The organism is Streptomyces sp. NPDC053431 (assembly GCF_044544925.1).
Taxonomy (GTDB): Bacteria; Actinomycetota; Actinomycetes; order Streptomycetales; family Streptomycetaceae; genus Streptomyces.
Genome location: NZ_JBITXX010000014.1, coordinates 14,575 through 30,121, shown reverse-complemented (window position 1 = coordinate 30,121; position 15,547 = coordinate 14,575). Strand labels below are relative to the sequence as shown.

Genomic DNA, 15,547 nt, shown 5'->3' with positions numbered 1-15,547 from the left:
GCAAGCACCGCCCGCCCTCCCCGGGCGGCGCCCGCCTCGGGGCGGACGTCGCGGTGGCCGGCGTGGAGGGTCAGGTGTCCTGGGGCAGGGGGGTTTCCTGGGGGGTCGGGGTCGGGGCGGTGTCGTCCGGGGGGAGGGGGAGGCGGCGACGGCGGCGGTGTTTCAGGAGGGCCCACGGCGCCCGCGCGCCCGTGACCTCCGTACCGCCCTCCTTGACCGCCTCGGCCGCCGCCTTCGCCACCGGCAGCATGTCCTCGTCCCGGTCCACGTCGATCCGGTCCGGCTCCGGCCACACCCCGAGCGCCGCGCACACCGTCGGCAGCAGCGCCATCGCCGCCGTCGCGTAGCCCTCCGCCGAGGGGTGGAAGTTGTCGACCCCGAACATCTCGCGCGGATTCGCCGCGAACTCGGGACCCAGCAGGTCGCCCAGCGACACCGTCCGCCCGCCCTGCTCGACGACCACGATCGTCTGCGCCGCCGCCAGCTGCCGCGAGGCCCGCCGCGCCAGCCAGCGCAGCGGCTGGTAGACCGGCTCGATGGTGCCCAGATCCGGGCAGGTGCCGACCACCACCTCGGCACCCGCCGTCCGCAGCCGCCGCACCGCCGCGGCCAGACAGCGCACGGACTGGGTGGCCGGCAGCCGGTGGGTGACGTCGTTCGCGCCGATCATGATCACGCACACGTCGGGGGCCCCCGCCGGCGCCGCGAGCAGCAGCGACACCTGGCGCTCCAGGTCGTCGGAGCAGGCCCCCGACAGCGCCACGTTCCGCAGGTCCACCGGACGCTCGGCCACCGCCGCCAGCCCGGAGGCAAGCAGCGCGCCCGGGGTCTGTCCCGTGCGGCGCACCCCCTGGCCGGCGGCCGTGGAATCACCCAGAAGGGCCAGCCGCAGCGGCTGCCCGGGGTCGTACGAGCGCCCGTACCGGCCGTCCGCGCCCGGCGGCAGCGGCGCGACCCCGCCGCCGACCGACCTCTTGGCCAGCTGCACCTCGGCCAGGAGGACCCCCACGGCCGCGACGCCCAGCAGGCCGATGCTCCCGCCGCCGTACGCCGCACCCGCCGCGATCCGCCGTGCCACCCTCGCCCTGGACATCGGGGCGGTCACCTCCTTCAAGCCGTCTCTCGTGTAACTGCCCCGTAAGCGGCTCCGCCTACGCATTTCACGGAATACGCTGGCTGCACCATTACGGAGACCCCGGAGATTACGGTGCAATTCCACGACTCGATGATCAGCCTCGTCGGCAACACCCCGCTGGTGAAGCTCAACAACGTCACCACGGGCATTCAGGCGACCGTCCTGGCCAAGGTCGAGTACTTCAACCCGGGCGGCTCGGTCAAGGACCGCATCGCCCTGCGCATGATCGAGGCGGCCGAGGAGAGCGGAGCGCTCAAGCCCGGCGGCACCATCGTCGAGCCCACGTCCGGCAACACCGGCGTCGGCCTGGCGATCGTGGCCCAGCAGAAGGGCTACAAGTGCATCTTCGTCTGCCCCGACAAGGTGTCCACGGACAAGATCAACGTGCTGCGCGCCTACGGCGCCGAGGTCGTCGTCTGCCCCACGGCCGTCGACCCGGAGCACCCCGATTCCTACTACAACGTCTCGGACCGCCTGGTCCGTGAGACGCCGGGCGCCTGGAAGCCCGACCAGTACTCCAACCCGAACAACCCGCGCTCGCACTACGAGACCACCGGTCCGGAGCTGTGGGAGCAGACGGACGGGAAGATCACCCACTTCGTCGCGGGCGTCGGTACCGGCGGCACCATCTCGGGCACCGGCAAGTACCTGAAGGAGGTCAGCGGCGGCAAGGTCCAGATCGTCGGCGCCGACCCCGAGGGCTCGGTCTACTCCGGCGGCTCCGGCCGGCCGTACCTGGTCGAGGGCGTCGGCGAGGACTTCTGGCCCACCGCCTACGACGCCTCGGTCACCGACCGGATCGTCGCGGTCTCGGACAAGGACTCCTTCCAGATGACCCGCCGCCTCGCCAAGGAGGAGGGCCTGCTCGTGGGCGGCTCCTGCGGCATGGCGGTCGTCGCCGCCCTGGAGGTCGCGCGCGAGCTCGGCCCCGACGACGTCGTGGTCGTGCTGCTGCCGGACTCCGGCCGCGGCTACCTGTCGAAGATCTTCAACGACGAGTGGATGGCCGACTACGGCTTCCTGGAGGACACCACGTCCGCCACGGTCGCCGACGTGCTGCGCCACAAGTCGGGCGGCATGCCGTCGCTCGTCCACATGCACCCGGACGAGACCGTCGGCCAGGCCATCGAGGTGCTGCGCGAGTACGGCGTCTCGCAGATGCCGGTCGTCAAGCCGGGCGCCGGTCACCCCGACGTCATGGCCGCCGAGGTGGTCGGCTCGGTCGTCGAGCGGGAGCTGCTGAACGCCCTGTTCACGCAGAAGGCCTCCCTGGAGGACCCGATCGAGGACCACATGTCCGGCCCGCTGCCGCAGGTCGGCTCGGGTGAGCCGGTCGCCGACCTGATGACCGCGCTCGGCGACGCCGACGCCGCGATCGTCCTGGTCGAGGGCAAGCCGACCGGTGTGGTGAGCCGCCAGGACCTGCTCGCCTTCCTGGCCGCCAACGGCGGTACGAAGCAGCACTGACGCCGGGGCGTCCGCGGTGGTCCGGCTGCGGGTGCGGCGTTCGCGCAAACGGTACGAGCGCGACACGTACCCGCAGCACCCGCTTAACAAGGCTCCGGCAGAGTGATCCTCGTCGGCGTCACGGACATCCGGAGCGGCTCCCGGAACTCCACGCGCGTCGCGGACGCGGACCGGCCCTGACCCGGGCCCGTGTCCCTCGCGGGGACCGCCGTCGTCCCGCCCCCCGGAAACGGGGGTGCGGCGGTCCCCGCGCCATCCCACCCCTCGGTCCCCGGGGCCCCTTCCCTTGCCTGTCTGCATATGGTCATGCAGAGTTCCAGGTGGATGAATAGGTGGAGGAAGGGGGACGGCATGAGCGACAGCCCGGCCGGACGGCTGCAGGCGCTCTTCGAAAGGCACCGGCTGACGCCGACCCAGCGGAGGATCGCGCACTGCATGGTGCGGCGGGCCGCCGACGTCCCGTTCCTGTCCAGCGTCGAGCTGGCGGAGCTCGCCGGGGTCTCACAACCCTCCGTCACCCGCTTCGCCGTAGCCCTCGGCTTCGACGGCTACCCGGCCCTGCGCAAGCACCTGCGCGAGAGTGTGCCCGCGGCCGCCGAGGAGCGCGCCGAGCACAACGAGTACCAGCAGGCCGTGCTCGGCGAGATCGAGAACCTGCAGCACCTCGCCGAGCTGCTCGCCGACCCCACGCCCGTCGAGCGGGCCGGCCGGCTGCTCGCGGCCTCCCGGCCGCTGCCCGTGCTCGGACTGCGGGCCGCCTCCTCGCAGGCCCGGGGCTTCGCGTACTTCGCCGGCAAGGTCCACCCGGACGTGCGGCTGCTCGACGAGGGCGGCTCGATGCTCGACGACCGCCTCGACGCCGCCGTACGGGCCGGGGCGACGGCGCTGCTCTGCTTCGCGCTGCCGCGGCACCCGCGCGAGGTCGTCGACGCCCTGGCGTACGCCCGCTCGGCCGGCCTCACCGTGGTGACCGTCGCCGAGTCCGCCTTCGCGCCCGTCGCGGCCCACAGCGACCTGCTCATCCCGGCCGCCGTGGGCACCGGCCTCGCCTTCGACACCGCCTGCGCGCCGATGCTGCTCGGCCGGGTGCTCCTGGAGGCGATGGCGGACGAGCTGCCGGACGCACAGGCCCGCCTGGAGGAGTTCGACGTGAAGGCGGCGGCCCGCGGTCTGTTCGTCGACTAGGACCTAGATCTCCAGCTCCGCCTCGATCTTCTTCAGCTGGTGGCGGGCCATCGCCAGGTTCGCGCGGTTCTTGTCGAGGGCCAGGTAGAGGAAGAGGCCGGTGCCGCCGCGGGTCTTCAGCAGGCGGATGAGGTGGTACTGGCCGCCGAGGGTGATCAGGATGTCCTCGATGTCGTCGTTGAGGCCCAGCATCTCCATGGTGCGGACCTTGGCGCGGACCACGTCCGTGTTGCCGGCCGCCGCCATGTTCAGGTCGAGCTCCTTGCCGCCGCCGATGGTGCCGAGGGCCATGCCGCTCGTGTAGTCGACGAGGGCGGCGCCGATCGCGCCTTCGATCTGGGCCGCTTCCTTGAGGGAGGTCTCGGTGTTCGCCATGGTTCTTCCTTCGTGAGAGTGGGAGATGAGGGGCAGTTCGTTCAGTTCAGGTCTCTGCGTTCCAGGGCCCCGTCCACCAGCTCGCCTATCCGGGTGCTGGACCGGCGGGCCTCCAGGTGGAGCCGGCCGACGTTGATCCGCGGCTCGGCGAGCAGGGTGAGGACGGCCGAGCCGCCCGCCGCGTACGTCGCCACGTAGCCGTGCTCGCCCCGGACCAGGAGCTCGCGGAAGCCGCCCTGCCCGGTCATGTCGGCGAGCCGCTGCCCGACACCGAGGGCGGCGGCGGTCAGCGCGGCCACGCTCTCCGCCTCGCCGTCCACGGCGTCCTGGGCGAGCACCAAGCCGTCTGCGCTGGCCGCGAGGGCCCCACTGAGCTGCGGCAGCCGGGCCCGCAGCCGTCTCAGCTCGACGAGCACCTCGGCTTCTGCGGTCATCATTTGTCTCCTCTCGGCGCGCAGGCGCAGGGCACGCCTCATCACAGAGCTGCCTCCAGGGCGTCACGGAGCCGGCGGAGCAGGGCGATGTCGGGGTCGTGGGTGGCGACGTCGCCGACCCAGGCGGGTACGGCGGGCGGGGCCGGCGGGGGCGCTTCGTACGGGGTCTCCACCAGGCCGGCCGCGGCCAGCCGGCGAACGTCGAGCAGGGTGTGGAAGGCGGGCCGGCCGAGCAGCCGGGCGATGTCCGCCGGGGTGCGGATCCCGTCGGCCGCGGCGAGCAGGGCCCGCTGCCGGGCGCCCACCGGCTGCCCGGGAGAGGCGCGGCGGGGGACCACGGGCGCGGAGTCGACGGCCGGGTAGGGCCAGACGGCGTCGAGGAGTTCGCGGCGGCGCAGGGTCTCGCGCTCGACCGCCCCGGTGTCGACCGGCCGCACCGTGCCGAACCAGTGCCCCACCCCGTACCGGAAGCGGGTCGGGCCGCTGGCGGGGCCGAGGGCGAAGAAGGCCGCGTCGAAGACGGCGCCGAGGTGGCATATCTCCAGTTCGCCGTCGTGCAGCCGGCCGCTGTCGACGAGGAAGCGGCCGACGGCGCCGCGCGCCCCGGCCCGGTCCACGGCCTCGTCCCAGCCCTCGCGCGGCAGCCGCCCGCCCGCGGTGAGCAGCACGTCGACGCCGGGGGAGCTGGGGCTCTCGGCGTGCACGACGCGCCCGTCGACGAGGTAGAGCGTGCCGTGGTCGCGGAGCAGGGCGCCGGTGGCCTTCTCGGCGGCGAGGCGGGTGAGCATCGGGGAGACGGTCGTGGCCGTCGCGGTGGCGGTCATCCGAGCACCAGTCTTTCGGCGAGGTCGCCGAGCCTCATGCGGGCGAGGGCGAGGTTCCCGGTGTTCCGGTCGAGCCAGACGTGGAGGAAGACGCTGCTGTCGAAGGCGGTCTCGACGAAGCGGATGACGTGGTAGCCGGCGCGGGTGGTGACGATCAGGTCCTCGACGGGCGGGACGGCGTCCGCCCGTGCGGCGCCGGTGGCCGCCGGGTCCGTCGGCGCGGCGCCCGGGGCCGAGGCGTGCGGTCCGGCGGGCGACTCGAACTCGGCCGCGGCGCGGGCGAGTTCGGCGCTCTCGGCGGCGGTGGTCTCGTGGTCGCCGACCGGGGACTCACCCGCCGCCCCGAGGGCCAGTCCGCTGGTCCAGTCGACCAACCAGGCCCCGCGTGCCCCGGGCAGGCCCATGGCCTCCAGCAGGCACTCGTCGATTCCGGGCACGCGTGATCCCCTCCCGATGCGGCGTGCGGACGTACGGCAGTAACGGTGACGCTACTCAACGTCGTGATCGACGGGGGGAGTTCTGGCATTTTCCAAGGGAATTTGTCAGAGGCTGATCGGCGCTTGGCCGGGAGGCGATCGAAGCCGCTCCCGAGCGGCGTCCCGCGGGGCGGTCAGACGTGGCTCTCGACCGCCCGCGCGATCTCGTCCAGGTCCTTCCCGAGCGCCCGCGCCACGGCCCGCGAGCCGACGCGGCCGAGCAGCCGGGTCAGCAGGCCCGGGGTGCGGTCGTGGGCCGGGCGGGCGGTGAAGGTCATCCGCAGGGTCGTCGCCGTGGCGGCGACCGGGGGCCCCTCGGGCACGAGGGTGATCTCGGAAACGTAGTGCATCCCGTGCGAGTCGGCCACCGTGACGTAGCGGTCGGGCGGCTCGCAGACGGTCACGGTCATCTCCTCCGTGGCCTCCCGGCCCAGCATCCGCCGGGTCTCGCGCCAGCGGGTGCCCACCGCGAAGCCGCCCTCGGTGAGCACCTCGACGCGCTGGACGCCGCTGAGCACCCGCGGCATGTTCCGCAGGTCGGTGATGGACTCCCAGACCCGCCCGGGCGAGGCGTAGACCCGGCGCTCGACGACCACGGAGGTGCTGTGTGTCATGGCTCCATGGGAGCACCGGTCGCGGCCTCCCGCAGGGGCTGCCCGAGCAGCGCGTCGGGCCGGTCGCCGCCGGATTCGGCCACGATCTCGTCGAGGCTCTGGGCGCGGCGGACGGTCGCGAAGGCCACCCGGCCGTCCTCCGTCGGGGTGAATCCGTGGACGGCGGGCCGGGGCAGACTGTTGTACGCGTAGTGGTGCGCGAAGTAGTACGCGCCGGTGTCCGGCACCGCGACGACGTCGCCGGGCCGCAGCAGCGGCAGCGACCGGCCGGTGGAGAGCAGGTCCCCGGCGAAGCAGGCGGGCCCCGCCACGTCCTGGACGACCTCCTCGCCCCGCCGGGGCCGGCCCTCGGCGTCGTACGCGAGGACCCGCAGCGGCCAGGACTCGGGGGCGTAGACGGTGCGGGTGGCCACCTGGACGCCGGCGTGGGTGACGGCGATGGGCCGGCCGCCGGAGGTCTTGGTGTACTCGACGCGGGCCAGGACCGTGCCGTGCTTGGCGAGCAGGGAGCGCCCGAACTCGGTGACGAGGGCGTAGCGCCCGTCGAGCAGCCCGGGCACCGTCGCGGCGAGCAGGCGCGCGTAGTCGTCGTGGTCCGGGGTCTCCTCGTCCGAGGCGAAGTTGACCGGGAGTCCGCCCCCGATGTCCAGGGTGTCGATCTGCTGCCGGCCGGCCTTGGTGTTGATCTCCTCGGCGAGCGCGTACGCGGCGCCGACGCCTTCGGCCATCAGGGCGAGCGGGATGCCCTGGGAGCCGGTGTGGGTGTGCAGCCGGGTGAGCCAGGGCCGGTCCAGGTACGCCTGGACGACGGCCTCCCGCGCCCCCTGGTCCCGCAGCGCGACGCCGAACTTGGAGGTGGCGGTGGCCGTCGAGAGCGCGCCGATGGAACCCGGGCCGACCTGCGGGTTCACCCGGATCCCGAGCGGTGAGGCGGTGGGCGCGGAGGCGACCAGCGCGTCGAGCCGGTCCAGCTCCTGGAGGCTGTCCGCGTTGACGGCGATGCCGAGCGCGAGGGCCTGGCGCAGTTCGGCGGGGGTCTTGGCGGGCGAGTCGAGGACCGTACGGGTCGGCGGCACGCCGGCCGCCCGGGCCAGGGCCAGCTCGCCGGGGCTCGCGACCTCGGCGCCGAGCCCCGCCTCGTGCAGCAGGCGCAGGACGGGCACCAGGGGGCAGGCCTTCACCGCGAAGGCGTGCAGCACGGGGGCGTCGGTGACGGCGGCGAAAGCGCTGGTCAGGGCGGCGGCGGAGGCGCGGATGCCCTCGGTGTCGAGGAGGGCGACGACGGGCTCGGCGGGAGAGAGGAGCCCTTGCTCGACGGCGGCGCGGACGGCCAGGTCGCGGGCGTGCTCGCGACGGTCCGCGCGGGCGGAGGAAGTCATGGGTCCATGGCACCACCGGGTGGGGTGCGCCCGCAGCTGTTGACTAAGACTATTCATCAGGACAGGATGTGAATACCTGAATGAATAACCGAGCATCGAGGAGGCACCGCCATGTCAGGACCCCGACCCGTCCGAGCCCCGCGCGGTACGGAACTGAGCGCCCTGGGATGGCAGCAGGAGGCCGCCCTCCGAATGCTCCAGAACAACCTGGACCCCGAGGTCGCCGAGCACCCCGACAAGCTCGTCGTCTACGGCGGCACCGGCAAGGCCGCCCGCGACTGGCGCTCCTTCGACGCCATGGTCCGCACCCTGCGCACCCTCAAGCAGGACGAGACCATGCTGGTCCAGTCCGGCCGCCCGGTCGGCGTCATGCAGACCCACGAGTGGGCCCCGCGCGTCCTCATCGCCAACTCCAACCTGGTCGGCGACTGGGCCAACTGGGAGGAGTTCCGCCGCCTGGAGCAGCTCGGCCTCACCATGTACGGCCAGATGACCGCCGGCTCCTGGATCTACATCGGCACCCAGGGCATCCTCCAGGGCACCTACGAGACCTTCGCCGCCGTCGCCGCGAAGAAGTTCGGCGGCACCCTGGCCGGCACCATCACCCTCACCGCCGGCCTCGGCGGCATGGGCGGCGCCCAGCCGCTCGCCGTCACCATGAACGACGGCGTCGCGATCTGCATCGACTGCGACCCGCGCGCCATCGAGCGCCGCATCGAGCACCGCTACCTGGACGTGAAGGCCGACAACCTCGCCCACGCCCTCCAGCTGGCCACCGAGGCCCGCGACGCCCGCCGGCCGCTCTCCATCGGCCTGCTGGGCAACGCCGCCGAGCTGCTTCCGCAGATGCTCGCCGAGGGCGCGCCCATCGACATCGTCACCGACCAGACCTCGGCCCACGACCCGCTGTCCTACCTGCCGGTCGGCGTCGCCTTCGAGGACATGGCCGACGCCGCCGCCAAGGACCCGGCCGGCTTCACGCAGCGCTCCCGCGAGTCCATGGCCAAGCACGTCGAGGCCATGGTCGGCTTCATGGACGCCGGCGCCGAGGTCTTCGACTACGGCAACTCGATCCGCGGCGAGGCCCAGCTGGCCGGCTACGACCGCGCCTTCGCCTTCCCCGGCTTCGTCCCCGCCTACATCCGCCCCCTCTTCTGCGAGGGCAAGGGCCCGTTCCGCTGGGCCGCCCTGTCCGGCGAGGCCTCCGACATCCACAAGACCGACAAGGCGATCCTCGACCTCTTCCCGGAGAACGAGTCCCTCGCGCGCTGGATCAAGATGGCCGGCGAGCGGGTCCACTTCCAGGGCCTGCCCGCCCGCATCTGCTGGCTCGGCCAGGGCGAGCGCGACAAGGCCGGCGACATGTTCAACGACATGGTCGCCGACGGCACCCTCGCCGCGCCCCTCGCCATCGGCCGCGACCACCTCGACTGCGGCTCCGTCGCCTCCCCGTACCGCGAGACCGAGGCCATGCTCGACGGCTCCGACGCCATCGCCGACTGGCCGCTGCTCAACGCCATGGTCAACGTGGCCTCCGGCGCCTCCTGGGTGTCGATCCACCACGGCGGCGGCGTCGGCATGGGCCGCTCCATCCACGCCGGCCAGGTCACCGTCGCCGACGGCACCCCGCTCGCCGGCGAGAAGATCCGCCGCGTGCTCACCAACGACCCCGGCATGGGCGTCATCCGCCACGTCGACGCCGGCTACGACATCGCCGAGCGGGTCGCCGACGAGCGCGGCGTGCGGGTCCCGATGCGCGAGGGCGGCGCCGAGGAAGGCTCGGCGTGAGCCAGTCCTTCCACGCCATGTGGACGTCGCTGCGGCCGATCGGCCGCAGCGACGCCTCCGGCGGATACCGCCGCTACGCCTGGACCGGCGCCGACGCCGACTGCCGCCTGTGGTTCCGGATGCAGGCGGAGGCCCGGCGCCTCGACGTCGAGACCGACCGCAACGGCAACCAGTGGGCCTGGCTCGGCGACCCGACCGCCGGTGACGCCGTCGTCACCGGCTCCCACCTGGACTCCGTGCCCGACGGCGGTGCCTTCGACGGCCCCCTCGGCGTCGTGTCCGCCTTCGCCGCCCTCGACGAACTCCGCGCCCGCGGCGTCTCGTTCAAGCGGCCCCTCGCCATCGTCAACTTCGGCGACGAGGAGGGCGCCCGCTTCGGGCTCGCCTGCGTCGGCTCCCGTCTCACCTCCGGGCAGCTGACCAAGGAGAAGGCCTTCGAGCTGCGCGACGCCGACGGGATCAGCCTCCCGCAGGCGATGGAGGCGGCGGGCTACGACCCCGAGGCCATCGGCCACGACCCCGAGCGGCTGAGCCGCATCGGCGCCTTCGTCGAGCTGCACGTGGAGCAGGGCCGCGCCCTGGACCTGTCCGGGGACCCGGTCGGCATCGCCTCCGCCATCTGGCCGCACGGCCGCTGGCGGTACGACTTCCACGGCGAGGCCAACCACGCGGGCACCACCCGGCTCGTCGACCGGCGCGACCCGATGCTGCCGTACGCCGAGACCGTCCTCTCCGCCCGGCGCGAGGCCGAACTCGCGGGCGCCGTCGCCACCTTCGGCAAGATCGCCGTCGAGCCCAACGGCGTCAACGCCATCCCCTCGCTCGTGCGCGGCTGGCTGGACGCCCGCGCCGCCGACCAGGAGTCCCTGGACGCGGTCATCGCCGGCATCGAGGCCGCCGCCCGCGACCACGCCGTGCGGCAGGGCGTCGACCTGGCCGTCGTACGCGAGTCGTTCACCCCCGTCGTCGAGTTCGGGCACGCCCTGCGCGAGGAGATGGCGCGGATCCTCGGCGACACCACCGGCGACAAGGTGCCGGTCCTGGGCACGGGCGCGGGACACGACGCGGGAATCCTCTCCGCCTCCGTCCCGACCGCCATGCTGTTCGTACGCAACCCCACGGGCGTCTCGCACTCCCCGGCCGAGTTCGCGGCCGAGGACGACTGCGTGGCGGGCGTCCGCGCACTCGCCGACGTACTGGAGGGCCTGGCGTGCAGGTGACCACCTACTGGCTGGAGCACGCCTGGCTCGACACGAACGTCGAGCCCGGGGTGCTCCTCGAGGTCGCGGACGGGCGCGTCACGAGCCTCCGGACGGGGGCGGCGACGCCCCCGCCCGGCGCGGTCGTGCTGCGCGGCCTCACGATCCCGGGCCTGGCGAACGCCCACTCGCACGCCTTCCACCGCGCCCTGCGCGGCACCGTCCAGGTGGGCTCCGGCACCTTCTGGACCTGGCGCGAGGTCATGTACACGGTCGCCCAGCGCCTCACGCCGGACAGCTACTTCGCCCTGGCCCGTGCGGTGTACGCGGAGATGGCGCTCGCCGGCATCACCTCCGTGGGCGAGTTCCACTACCTCCACCACGCACCCGGCGGCCGCCCGTACGCCGACCCCAACGCCATGGGCGAGGCCCTGATCGCGGCCGCCGCCGAGGCCGGCATCCGCATCACCCTCCTCGACACGGCCTACCTCTCCTCCGGCTTCGGTGCGGCCCCCGAGCCGCACCAGCTCCGCTTCACCGACGGCACGGCGGACGCCTGGGCGGACCGGGTGTCGACGCTGAAGGAGCGGGACGGCGTCCGGATCGGCGCCGCCATCCACTCCGTCCGGGCTGTCCCGGCGGACCAGCTGAGCACCGTGGCCCAGTGGGCGCAGGCCCGTCGGGCCCCGCTCCACGTCCACCTCTCCGAGCAGACCGCGGAGAACGACGCCTGCCAGGCCGCGCACGGCCGGACACCGACGCAGCTCCTCGCGGACCACGGCGTCCTCGGCGCCCGCACGACGGGCGTGCACAACACCCACATGACGGACCAGGACATCGCGCTCATCGGCGGCACGTCCACCGGCACCTGCATGTGCCCCACCACCGAGCGCGACCTCGCCGACGGCATCGGCCCGGCCGTCGCCCTCCAGCGCGCGGGCTCGCCGCTGTCGCTGGGCAGCGACAGCCACGCCGTCATCGACCTCCTGGAGGAGGCGCGGGCGATGGAGCTCGACGAGCGCCTGCGCACCCGCACCCGCGGCCACTGGACGGCCGCGGCCCTCCTGCGCGCCGCGACGGCCGACGGCCACGCGGCCCTCGGCTGGCAGGACGCCGGCACCCTGCAGGCGGGCGCGCTGGCCGACTTCACGACGATCGCGCTCGACTCCGTCAGGACTGCGGGGCCGGTGCCGCGTCTGGCAGCAGAGACGGCGGTATTCGCAGCGTCGGCCGCGGACGTACGGCACACGGTCGTGGGCGGCCGTCACGTGGTGCGGGACGGGGTCCACCGGTCCGTCCCGGACGTGGGGCAGGCCCTCGCGGCCTCGATCGCCGCCCTGCGCGGCTGAAGGAGACACCTCTCATCATGGAAACGAGCCCCGCGGCGACGAACAGCCCGGCGCCGACCTCCGCGCCCACGAGCGCGAACAGCGCCGTGGCGACCACCGCCACGGCCATCGTCAACATCGCCAGCCTCGTCACCAACGATCCCTCCCTCGGTGATGGAACCCCCCTGGGCCTGATCCAGGACGCGGCCGTCGTCATCGACGGCGACCGGGTCGTCTGGGTCGGTGAGTCGAGCAAAGCACCCGCCACTGACAACCGGGTCGACGCGGCGGGCCGTGCGGTGATCCCCGGCTTCGTCGACTCCCACTCGCACCTGGTCTTCGCGGGCGACCGCACGGCGGAGTTCAACGCCCGGATGTCCGGCCGGCCGTACCAGGCCGGCGGCATCCGCACCACCGTCGCGGCCACCCGCGCGGCGACCGACGCCGAACTCTCCGCGAACGTCGCCCGCTTCATGCGGGAGGCCCTCCGCCAGGGCACCACGACCTTCGAGACCAAGTCCGGCTACGGCCTGACGGTCGAGGACGAGGCCCGCGCGCTCCGCATCGCCGCCGAGCACACGGAAGAGGTCACGTACCTCGGCGCCCACATCGTGTCCCCGGAGCACGCCGACGACCCGGCCGCGTACGTGGACCTGGTGACCGGCGAGATGCTGGACGCCTGTGCCCCGTACGCGCGGTGGGTGGACGTCTTCTGCGAGAAGGGCGCCTTCGACGGCGACCAGGCCCGCGCGATCCTCACCGCGGGCAAGGCGAAGGGCCTGCACCCGCGGGTGCACGCCAACCAGCTGTCGTACGGCCCCGGTGTGCAGCTCGCCGTGGAGCTGGACGCGGCCAGCGCGGACCACTGCACCCATCTGACCGACGCGGACGTGGACGCCCTGGCCTCGGGCGACACGGTCGCCACGCTGCTTCCCGGCGCGGAGTTCTCCACGCGCGCGCAGTGGCCGGACGCGCGCCGGCTGCTCGACGCGGGCGTGACCGTGGCGCTGTCCACGGACTGCAACCCCGGCTCCTCCTTCACGTCCTCCGTGCCCTTCTGCATCGCGCTCGCGGTCCGTGACATGCGGATGACCCCGGACGAGGCGGTCTGGGCGGCCACGGCCGGCGGCGCGGCGGCCCTCCGGCGCACCGACGTCGGCCGCCTGGCCGTGGGCGCCCGCGCCGACCTCGCGATCCTCGACGCCCCGTCCCACGTCCACCTGGCCTACCGGCCGGGCGTGCCGCTGGTGGCGGAGGTCTGGCGCGCGGGCGTGCGCACGGTCTGACCCGCTTCGCCGGGCCGGGCGCGGGCGGGCCGCCGGCGGGGCGCGCCGTCGGGGCGCCCCGCCCGGGAGGTCACTCGTCGAGCGTCAGGCCCCGGCGCAGCCGGGCGAGGGTCCGCGAGAGGAGGCGCGAGACGTGCATCTGGGAGATGCCGAGCTCCTCGCCGATCTCCGACTGGGTGAGGCCCGCGGTGAAGCGGAGCGACAGGATGCGGCGTTCCCGGGCCGGGAGCGAGGCGATCATCGGCTTCAGGGACGCGATGTACTCGATGCCCTCGATGCCGTGGTCCTCGTAGCCGAGCCGGTCGGCGAGCGTGGCGCCGTCGGTGTCGTGCTCCTCGGGCGGCGCGTCGAGGGAGCTCGCGGTGTACGCGTTGGCCGCGGCCATGCCCTCGACGACCTCGTCCGCCCCGATGCCCAGTTCGCGGGCGAGTTCGTCGACCGTGGGGGCGCGGTCCAGGCGCTGGGCGAGTTCGTCGCCGGCCTTGGCCAGGTCGATGCGGAGTTCCTGCAGCCTGCGCGGGACGTGCACGGACCACGAGGTGTCGCGGAAGAAGCGCTTGATCTCGCCCATGATCGTGGGCATCGCGAAGGTGGGGAACTCGACGCCGCGGGCCAGTTCGAAGCGGTCGATCGCCTTGATCAGGCCGATGGTGCCGACCTGGACGATGTCCTCCATGGGTTCGCTGCGGGTGCGGAACCGTGAGGCGGCGAACTTGACCAGGGCCAGGTTGAGTTCGATCAGGGTGTTGCGTACGTACGCGTACTCGTGGGTGCCCTCCTCCAGGTCGCCCAGGCGGGCGAAGAGGGTCTTCGACAGTGCGCGCGCGTCGTGCGGCGCGATCTCGTCGGCGGGCGGGATCCGCGGGAGTTCCGCGAGGCCCGGGACCGCCAGGTCCGGAACGTCGAGCCGGGGGGACATGGTCTCCTCCATCGTTGTCTCGCTGCGGTTTGCGGCGCCTCCAAAGCCGGCCAAGTGGAAGGTGTCCTTCTAGCCCTACCGGTTCCACCCCGATGGTTGCAAGTGTCAATTGTCCCGTTTGTAACCTTTGGGAGGGAGCTTGTGTGCGGGAGACGGCGGTGCGCTTGTATGGTTCGACGCATGTACCGCCAGCACATCGGCAGCGCAGCCGGGCGGTTCCGGGTCGAGGTCCGGACCGTCGGGGCGAGCGAGGTGCTCACCCTGGTGGGTGAGCTCGATCACCACACCGCCGAACTGTTGCGTGCGCCACTCGACCGCGCGCTCGACGAAGGCCGGACACGCCTCGTGCTCGACTGTTCACGGCTCGAGTTCTGCGACTCCACCGGACTGAACGTTCTGCTCGGCGCCCGGCTGAAGGCGGACGCCGCGGGCGGCGGAGTCCATCTGGCGGCGATGCGGCCGCCGGTGGCCCGGGTCTTCGAGATCACCGGAGCGGACGCCGTCTTCACCCTCCATGACTCGCTCGACTCGGCCCTCCCCGGCTGAGCGCGCACCCCGTCCGCCCGGTGTCGCGGCCCCCGGCCCGGCCCCGTGTCCTGAACTCGTCAATCGGTTGAATCGGTGAGGTGAAGCGTTGAAGGAGACCGCCTCCGGCGAGCCCGAGGTCCGCACCCTCGCCCTCGGAGCGGCCAGTGGCACCGTTCCACTCGCCCGTGACTTCACCCGCCAGGCCCTCTACGACTGGGGCTGGCTGCCCGCCGCGACCGCGGACCGCCGCGCCGCCGCCGAGGACGTCCTGCTCGTGGTCTCCGAGCTCGTCACCAACGCCTGCCTGCACGCCGAGGGTCCCGAGAGCCTGCGCGTGCTGCGGCTCGACGAGGTGCTGCGCCTCGAGGTCGTCGACCGCGGCGCGGGTCAGCCCGCCCCGCGCACCCCGCACCGCGCCGGCCGGCCCGGCGGACACGGCATGTTCATCGTCCAGCGCCTCTGCCGCGCCTGGGGCATCGACAGGGTGCCCGGGGCCCCCGGCAAGACGGTCTGGGCCGAGCTGGCCGCACCCGCGTAGGACTTTCACACCCCTCTCTCTTCCCTCCGCAACGCCCCGGGCGTACCTTGACGGCCAATCTGATAGACCGTC

The 15,547-nt window shown here is 73.4% G+C and carries 16 protein-coding genes; 8 read left to right on the top strand and 8 right to left on the bottom strand.

Going from position 1 to position 15,547, the window contains the following annotated elements; genetic code table 11:
• Positions 1–70 precede the first annotated feature (70 nt).
• Positions 71–1,093: an SGNH/GDSL hydrolase family protein gene (locus ACIGXE_RS27790; RefSeq protein WP_399751608.1), complete on the bottom strand. Its 1,023-nt coding sequence runs from the start codon at positions 1,091–1,093 to the stop codon at positions 71–73.
• A gap of 114 nt (positions 1,094–1,207) precedes the next feature.
• Here ACIGXE_RS27790 and ACIGXE_RS27785 point away from each other — a divergent pair, with 114 nt between their 5' ends.
• Positions 1,208–2,602 carry a cystathionine beta-synthase gene (locus ACIGXE_RS27785; RefSeq protein ID WP_399751607.1) on the top strand — a complete coding sequence of 465 codons (1,395 nt, stop codon included), beginning with the start codon at positions 1,208–1,210 and terminating at the stop codon, positions 2,600–2,602.
• A gap of 351 nt (positions 2,603–2,953) precedes the next feature.
• The gene (locus ACIGXE_RS27780; protein WP_399751606.1) at positions 2,954–3,787 is read left to right on the top strand and encodes a MurR/RpiR family transcriptional regulator; all 834 of its coding nucleotides are present in this window, start codon (positions 2,954–2,956) and stop codon (positions 3,785–3,787) included.
• Between the two features lie 3 nt (positions 3,788–3,790).
• Here the strand turns inward: ACIGXE_RS27780 and ACIGXE_RS27775 are convergent, their stop codons facing one another.
• The 6 genes from ACIGXE_RS27775 to ACIGXE_RS27750 form a co-directional block, all read right to left on the bottom strand.
• Positions 3,791–4,162, bottom strand: coding sequence for a hypothetical protein (locus ACIGXE_RS27775; protein WP_399751605.1), 372 nt, complete (start codon positions 4,160–4,162; stop codon positions 3,791–3,793).
• Positions 4,163–4,203: 41 nt separating this feature from the next.
• The gene (locus tag ACIGXE_RS27770; RefSeq protein WP_399751758.1) at positions 4,204–4,596 is read right to left on the bottom strand and encodes a roadblock/LC7 domain-containing protein; all 393 of its coding nucleotides are present in this window, start codon (positions 4,594–4,596) and stop codon (positions 4,204–4,206) included.
• Between the two features lie 41 nt (positions 4,597–4,637).
• Positions 4,638–5,420, bottom strand: a complete 783-nt coding sequence (locus tag ACIGXE_RS27765) for a transcriptional regulator (RefSeq protein ID WP_399751604.1) — start codon at positions 5,418–5,420, stop codon at positions 4,638–4,640.
• Positions 5,417–5,857 carry a hypothetical protein gene (locus ACIGXE_RS27760; protein WP_399751603.1) on the bottom strand — a complete coding sequence of 147 codons (441 nt, stop codon included), beginning with the start codon at positions 5,855–5,857 and terminating at the stop codon, positions 5,417–5,419. Before ACIGXE_RS27760 ends, ACIGXE_RS27765 begins: the two co-directional genes overlap by 4 nt.
• Positions 5,858–6,030: 173 nt before the next feature.
• Complete coding sequence (locus tag ACIGXE_RS27755; RefSeq protein ID WP_399751602.1) at positions 6,031–6,510, bottom strand: SRPBCC family protein; 480 nt, start codon at positions 6,508–6,510, stop codon at positions 6,031–6,033.
• The gene (locus tag ACIGXE_RS27750) at positions 6,507–7,889 is read right to left on the bottom strand and encodes a diaminopimelate decarboxylase (protein WP_399751601.1); all 1,383 of its coding nucleotides are present in this window, start codon (positions 7,887–7,889) and stop codon (positions 6,507–6,509) included. The genes ACIGXE_RS27755 and ACIGXE_RS27750 overlap by 4 nt, the downstream gene beginning before the upstream one ends.
• A gap of 111 nt (positions 7,890–8,000) precedes the next feature.
• On the opposite strand from ACIGXE_RS27750, the gene hutU reads away from it, so the two are divergent.
• The 4 genes from hutU to hutI are packed head-to-tail and all read left to right on the top strand — an operon-like array spanning position 8,001 to position 13,490.
• On the top strand, positions 8,001–9,677 hold the full coding sequence (gene hutU / locus ACIGXE_RS27745) for a urocanate hydratase (RefSeq protein ID WP_399751600.1): 1,677 nt from the start codon (positions 8,001–8,003) through the stop codon (positions 9,675–9,677).
• A 17-nt stretch (positions 9,678–9,694) separates the two neighbouring features.
• Positions 9,695–10,897, top strand: a complete 1,203-nt coding sequence (locus ACIGXE_RS27740; protein WP_399751757.1) for an allantoate amidohydrolase — start codon at positions 9,695–9,697, stop codon at positions 10,895–10,897.
• On the top strand, positions 10,888–12,225 hold the full coding sequence (locus ACIGXE_RS27735; protein WP_399751599.1) for a formimidoylglutamate deiminase: 1,338 nt from the start codon (positions 10,888–10,890) through the stop codon (positions 12,223–12,225). The genes ACIGXE_RS27740 and ACIGXE_RS27735 overlap by 10 nt, the downstream gene beginning before the upstream one ends.
• Before the next feature lie 17 nt (positions 12,226–12,242).
• Positions 12,243–13,490, top strand: a complete 1,248-nt coding sequence (gene hutI / locus ACIGXE_RS27730) for an imidazolonepropionase (RefSeq protein WP_399751598.1) — start codon at positions 12,243–12,245, stop codon at positions 13,488–13,490.
• 70 nt (positions 13,491–13,560) lie between these two features.
• Here hutI and ACIGXE_RS27725 read toward each other — a convergent pair whose 3' ends face one another.
• Positions 13,561–14,421 carry an RNA polymerase sigma factor SigF gene (locus ACIGXE_RS27725; protein WP_399751597.1) on the bottom strand — a complete coding sequence of 287 codons (861 nt, stop codon included), beginning with the start codon at positions 14,419–14,421 and terminating at the stop codon, positions 13,561–13,563.
• 168 nt (positions 14,422–14,589) lie between these two features.
• On the opposite strand from ACIGXE_RS27725, the gene ACIGXE_RS27720 reads away from it, so the two are divergent.
• Positions 14,590–14,955: an STAS domain-containing protein gene (locus ACIGXE_RS27720; protein ID WP_399751596.1), complete on the top strand. Its 366-nt coding sequence runs from the start codon at positions 14,590–14,592 to the stop codon at positions 14,953–14,955.
• Between the two features lie 88 nt (positions 14,956–15,043).
• On the top strand, positions 15,044–15,475 hold the full coding sequence (locus ACIGXE_RS27715) for an ATP-binding protein (RefSeq protein ID WP_399751595.1): 432 nt from the start codon (positions 15,044–15,046) through the stop codon (positions 15,473–15,475).
• Positions 15,476–15,547: the final 72 nt, after the last annotated feature.

Bases quoted from the DNA above. Each gene is read 5' to 3' on its own strand.
- ACIGXE_RS27790 (WP_399751608.1), bottom strand. From the start codon at position 1,093: ATGTCCAGGGCGAGGGTGGCACGGCGGATCGCGGCGGGTGCGGCGTAC.
- ACIGXE_RS27780 (WP_399751606.1), top strand. From the start codon at position 2,954: ATGAGCGACAGCCCGGCCGGACGGCTGCAGGCGCTCTTCGAAAGGCAC.
- ACIGXE_RS27775 (WP_399751605.1), bottom strand. From the start codon at position 4,162: ATGGCGAACACCGAGACCTCCCTCAAGGAAGCGGCCCAGATCGAAGGC.
- ACIGXE_RS27770 (WP_399751758.1), bottom strand. From the start codon at position 4,596: ATGACCGCAGAAGCCGAGGTGCTCGTCGAGCTGAGACGGCTGCGGGCC.
- ACIGXE_RS27765 (WP_399751604.1), bottom strand. From the start codon at position 5,420: ATGACCGCCACCGCGACGGCCACGACCGTCTCCCCGATGCTCACCCGC.
- ACIGXE_RS27755 (WP_399751602.1), bottom strand. From the start codon at position 6,510: ATGACACACAGCACCTCCGTGGTCGTCGAGCGCCGGGTCTACGCCTCG.
- ACIGXE_RS27750 (WP_399751601.1), bottom strand. From the start codon at position 7,889: ATGACTTCCTCCGCCCGCGCGGACCGTCGCGAGCACGCCCGCGACCTG.
- hutU (WP_399751600.1), top strand. From the start codon at position 8,001: ATGTCAGGACCCCGACCCGTCCGAGCCCCGCGCGGTACGGAACTGAGC.
- ACIGXE_RS27740 (WP_399751757.1), top strand. From the start codon at position 9,695: ATGTGGACGTCGCTGCGGCCGATCGGCCGCAGCGACGCCTCCGGCGGA.
- hutI (WP_399751598.1), top strand. From the start codon at position 12,243: ATGGAAACGAGCCCCGCGGCGACGAACAGCCCGGCGCCGACCTCCGCG.
- ACIGXE_RS27725 (WP_399751597.1), bottom strand. From the start codon at position 14,421: ATGGAGGAGACCATGTCCCCCCGGCTCGACGTTCCGGACCTGGCGGTC.
- ACIGXE_RS27720 (WP_399751596.1), top strand. From the start codon at position 14,590: ATGTACCGCCAGCACATCGGCAGCGCAGCCGGGCGGTTCCGGGTCGAG.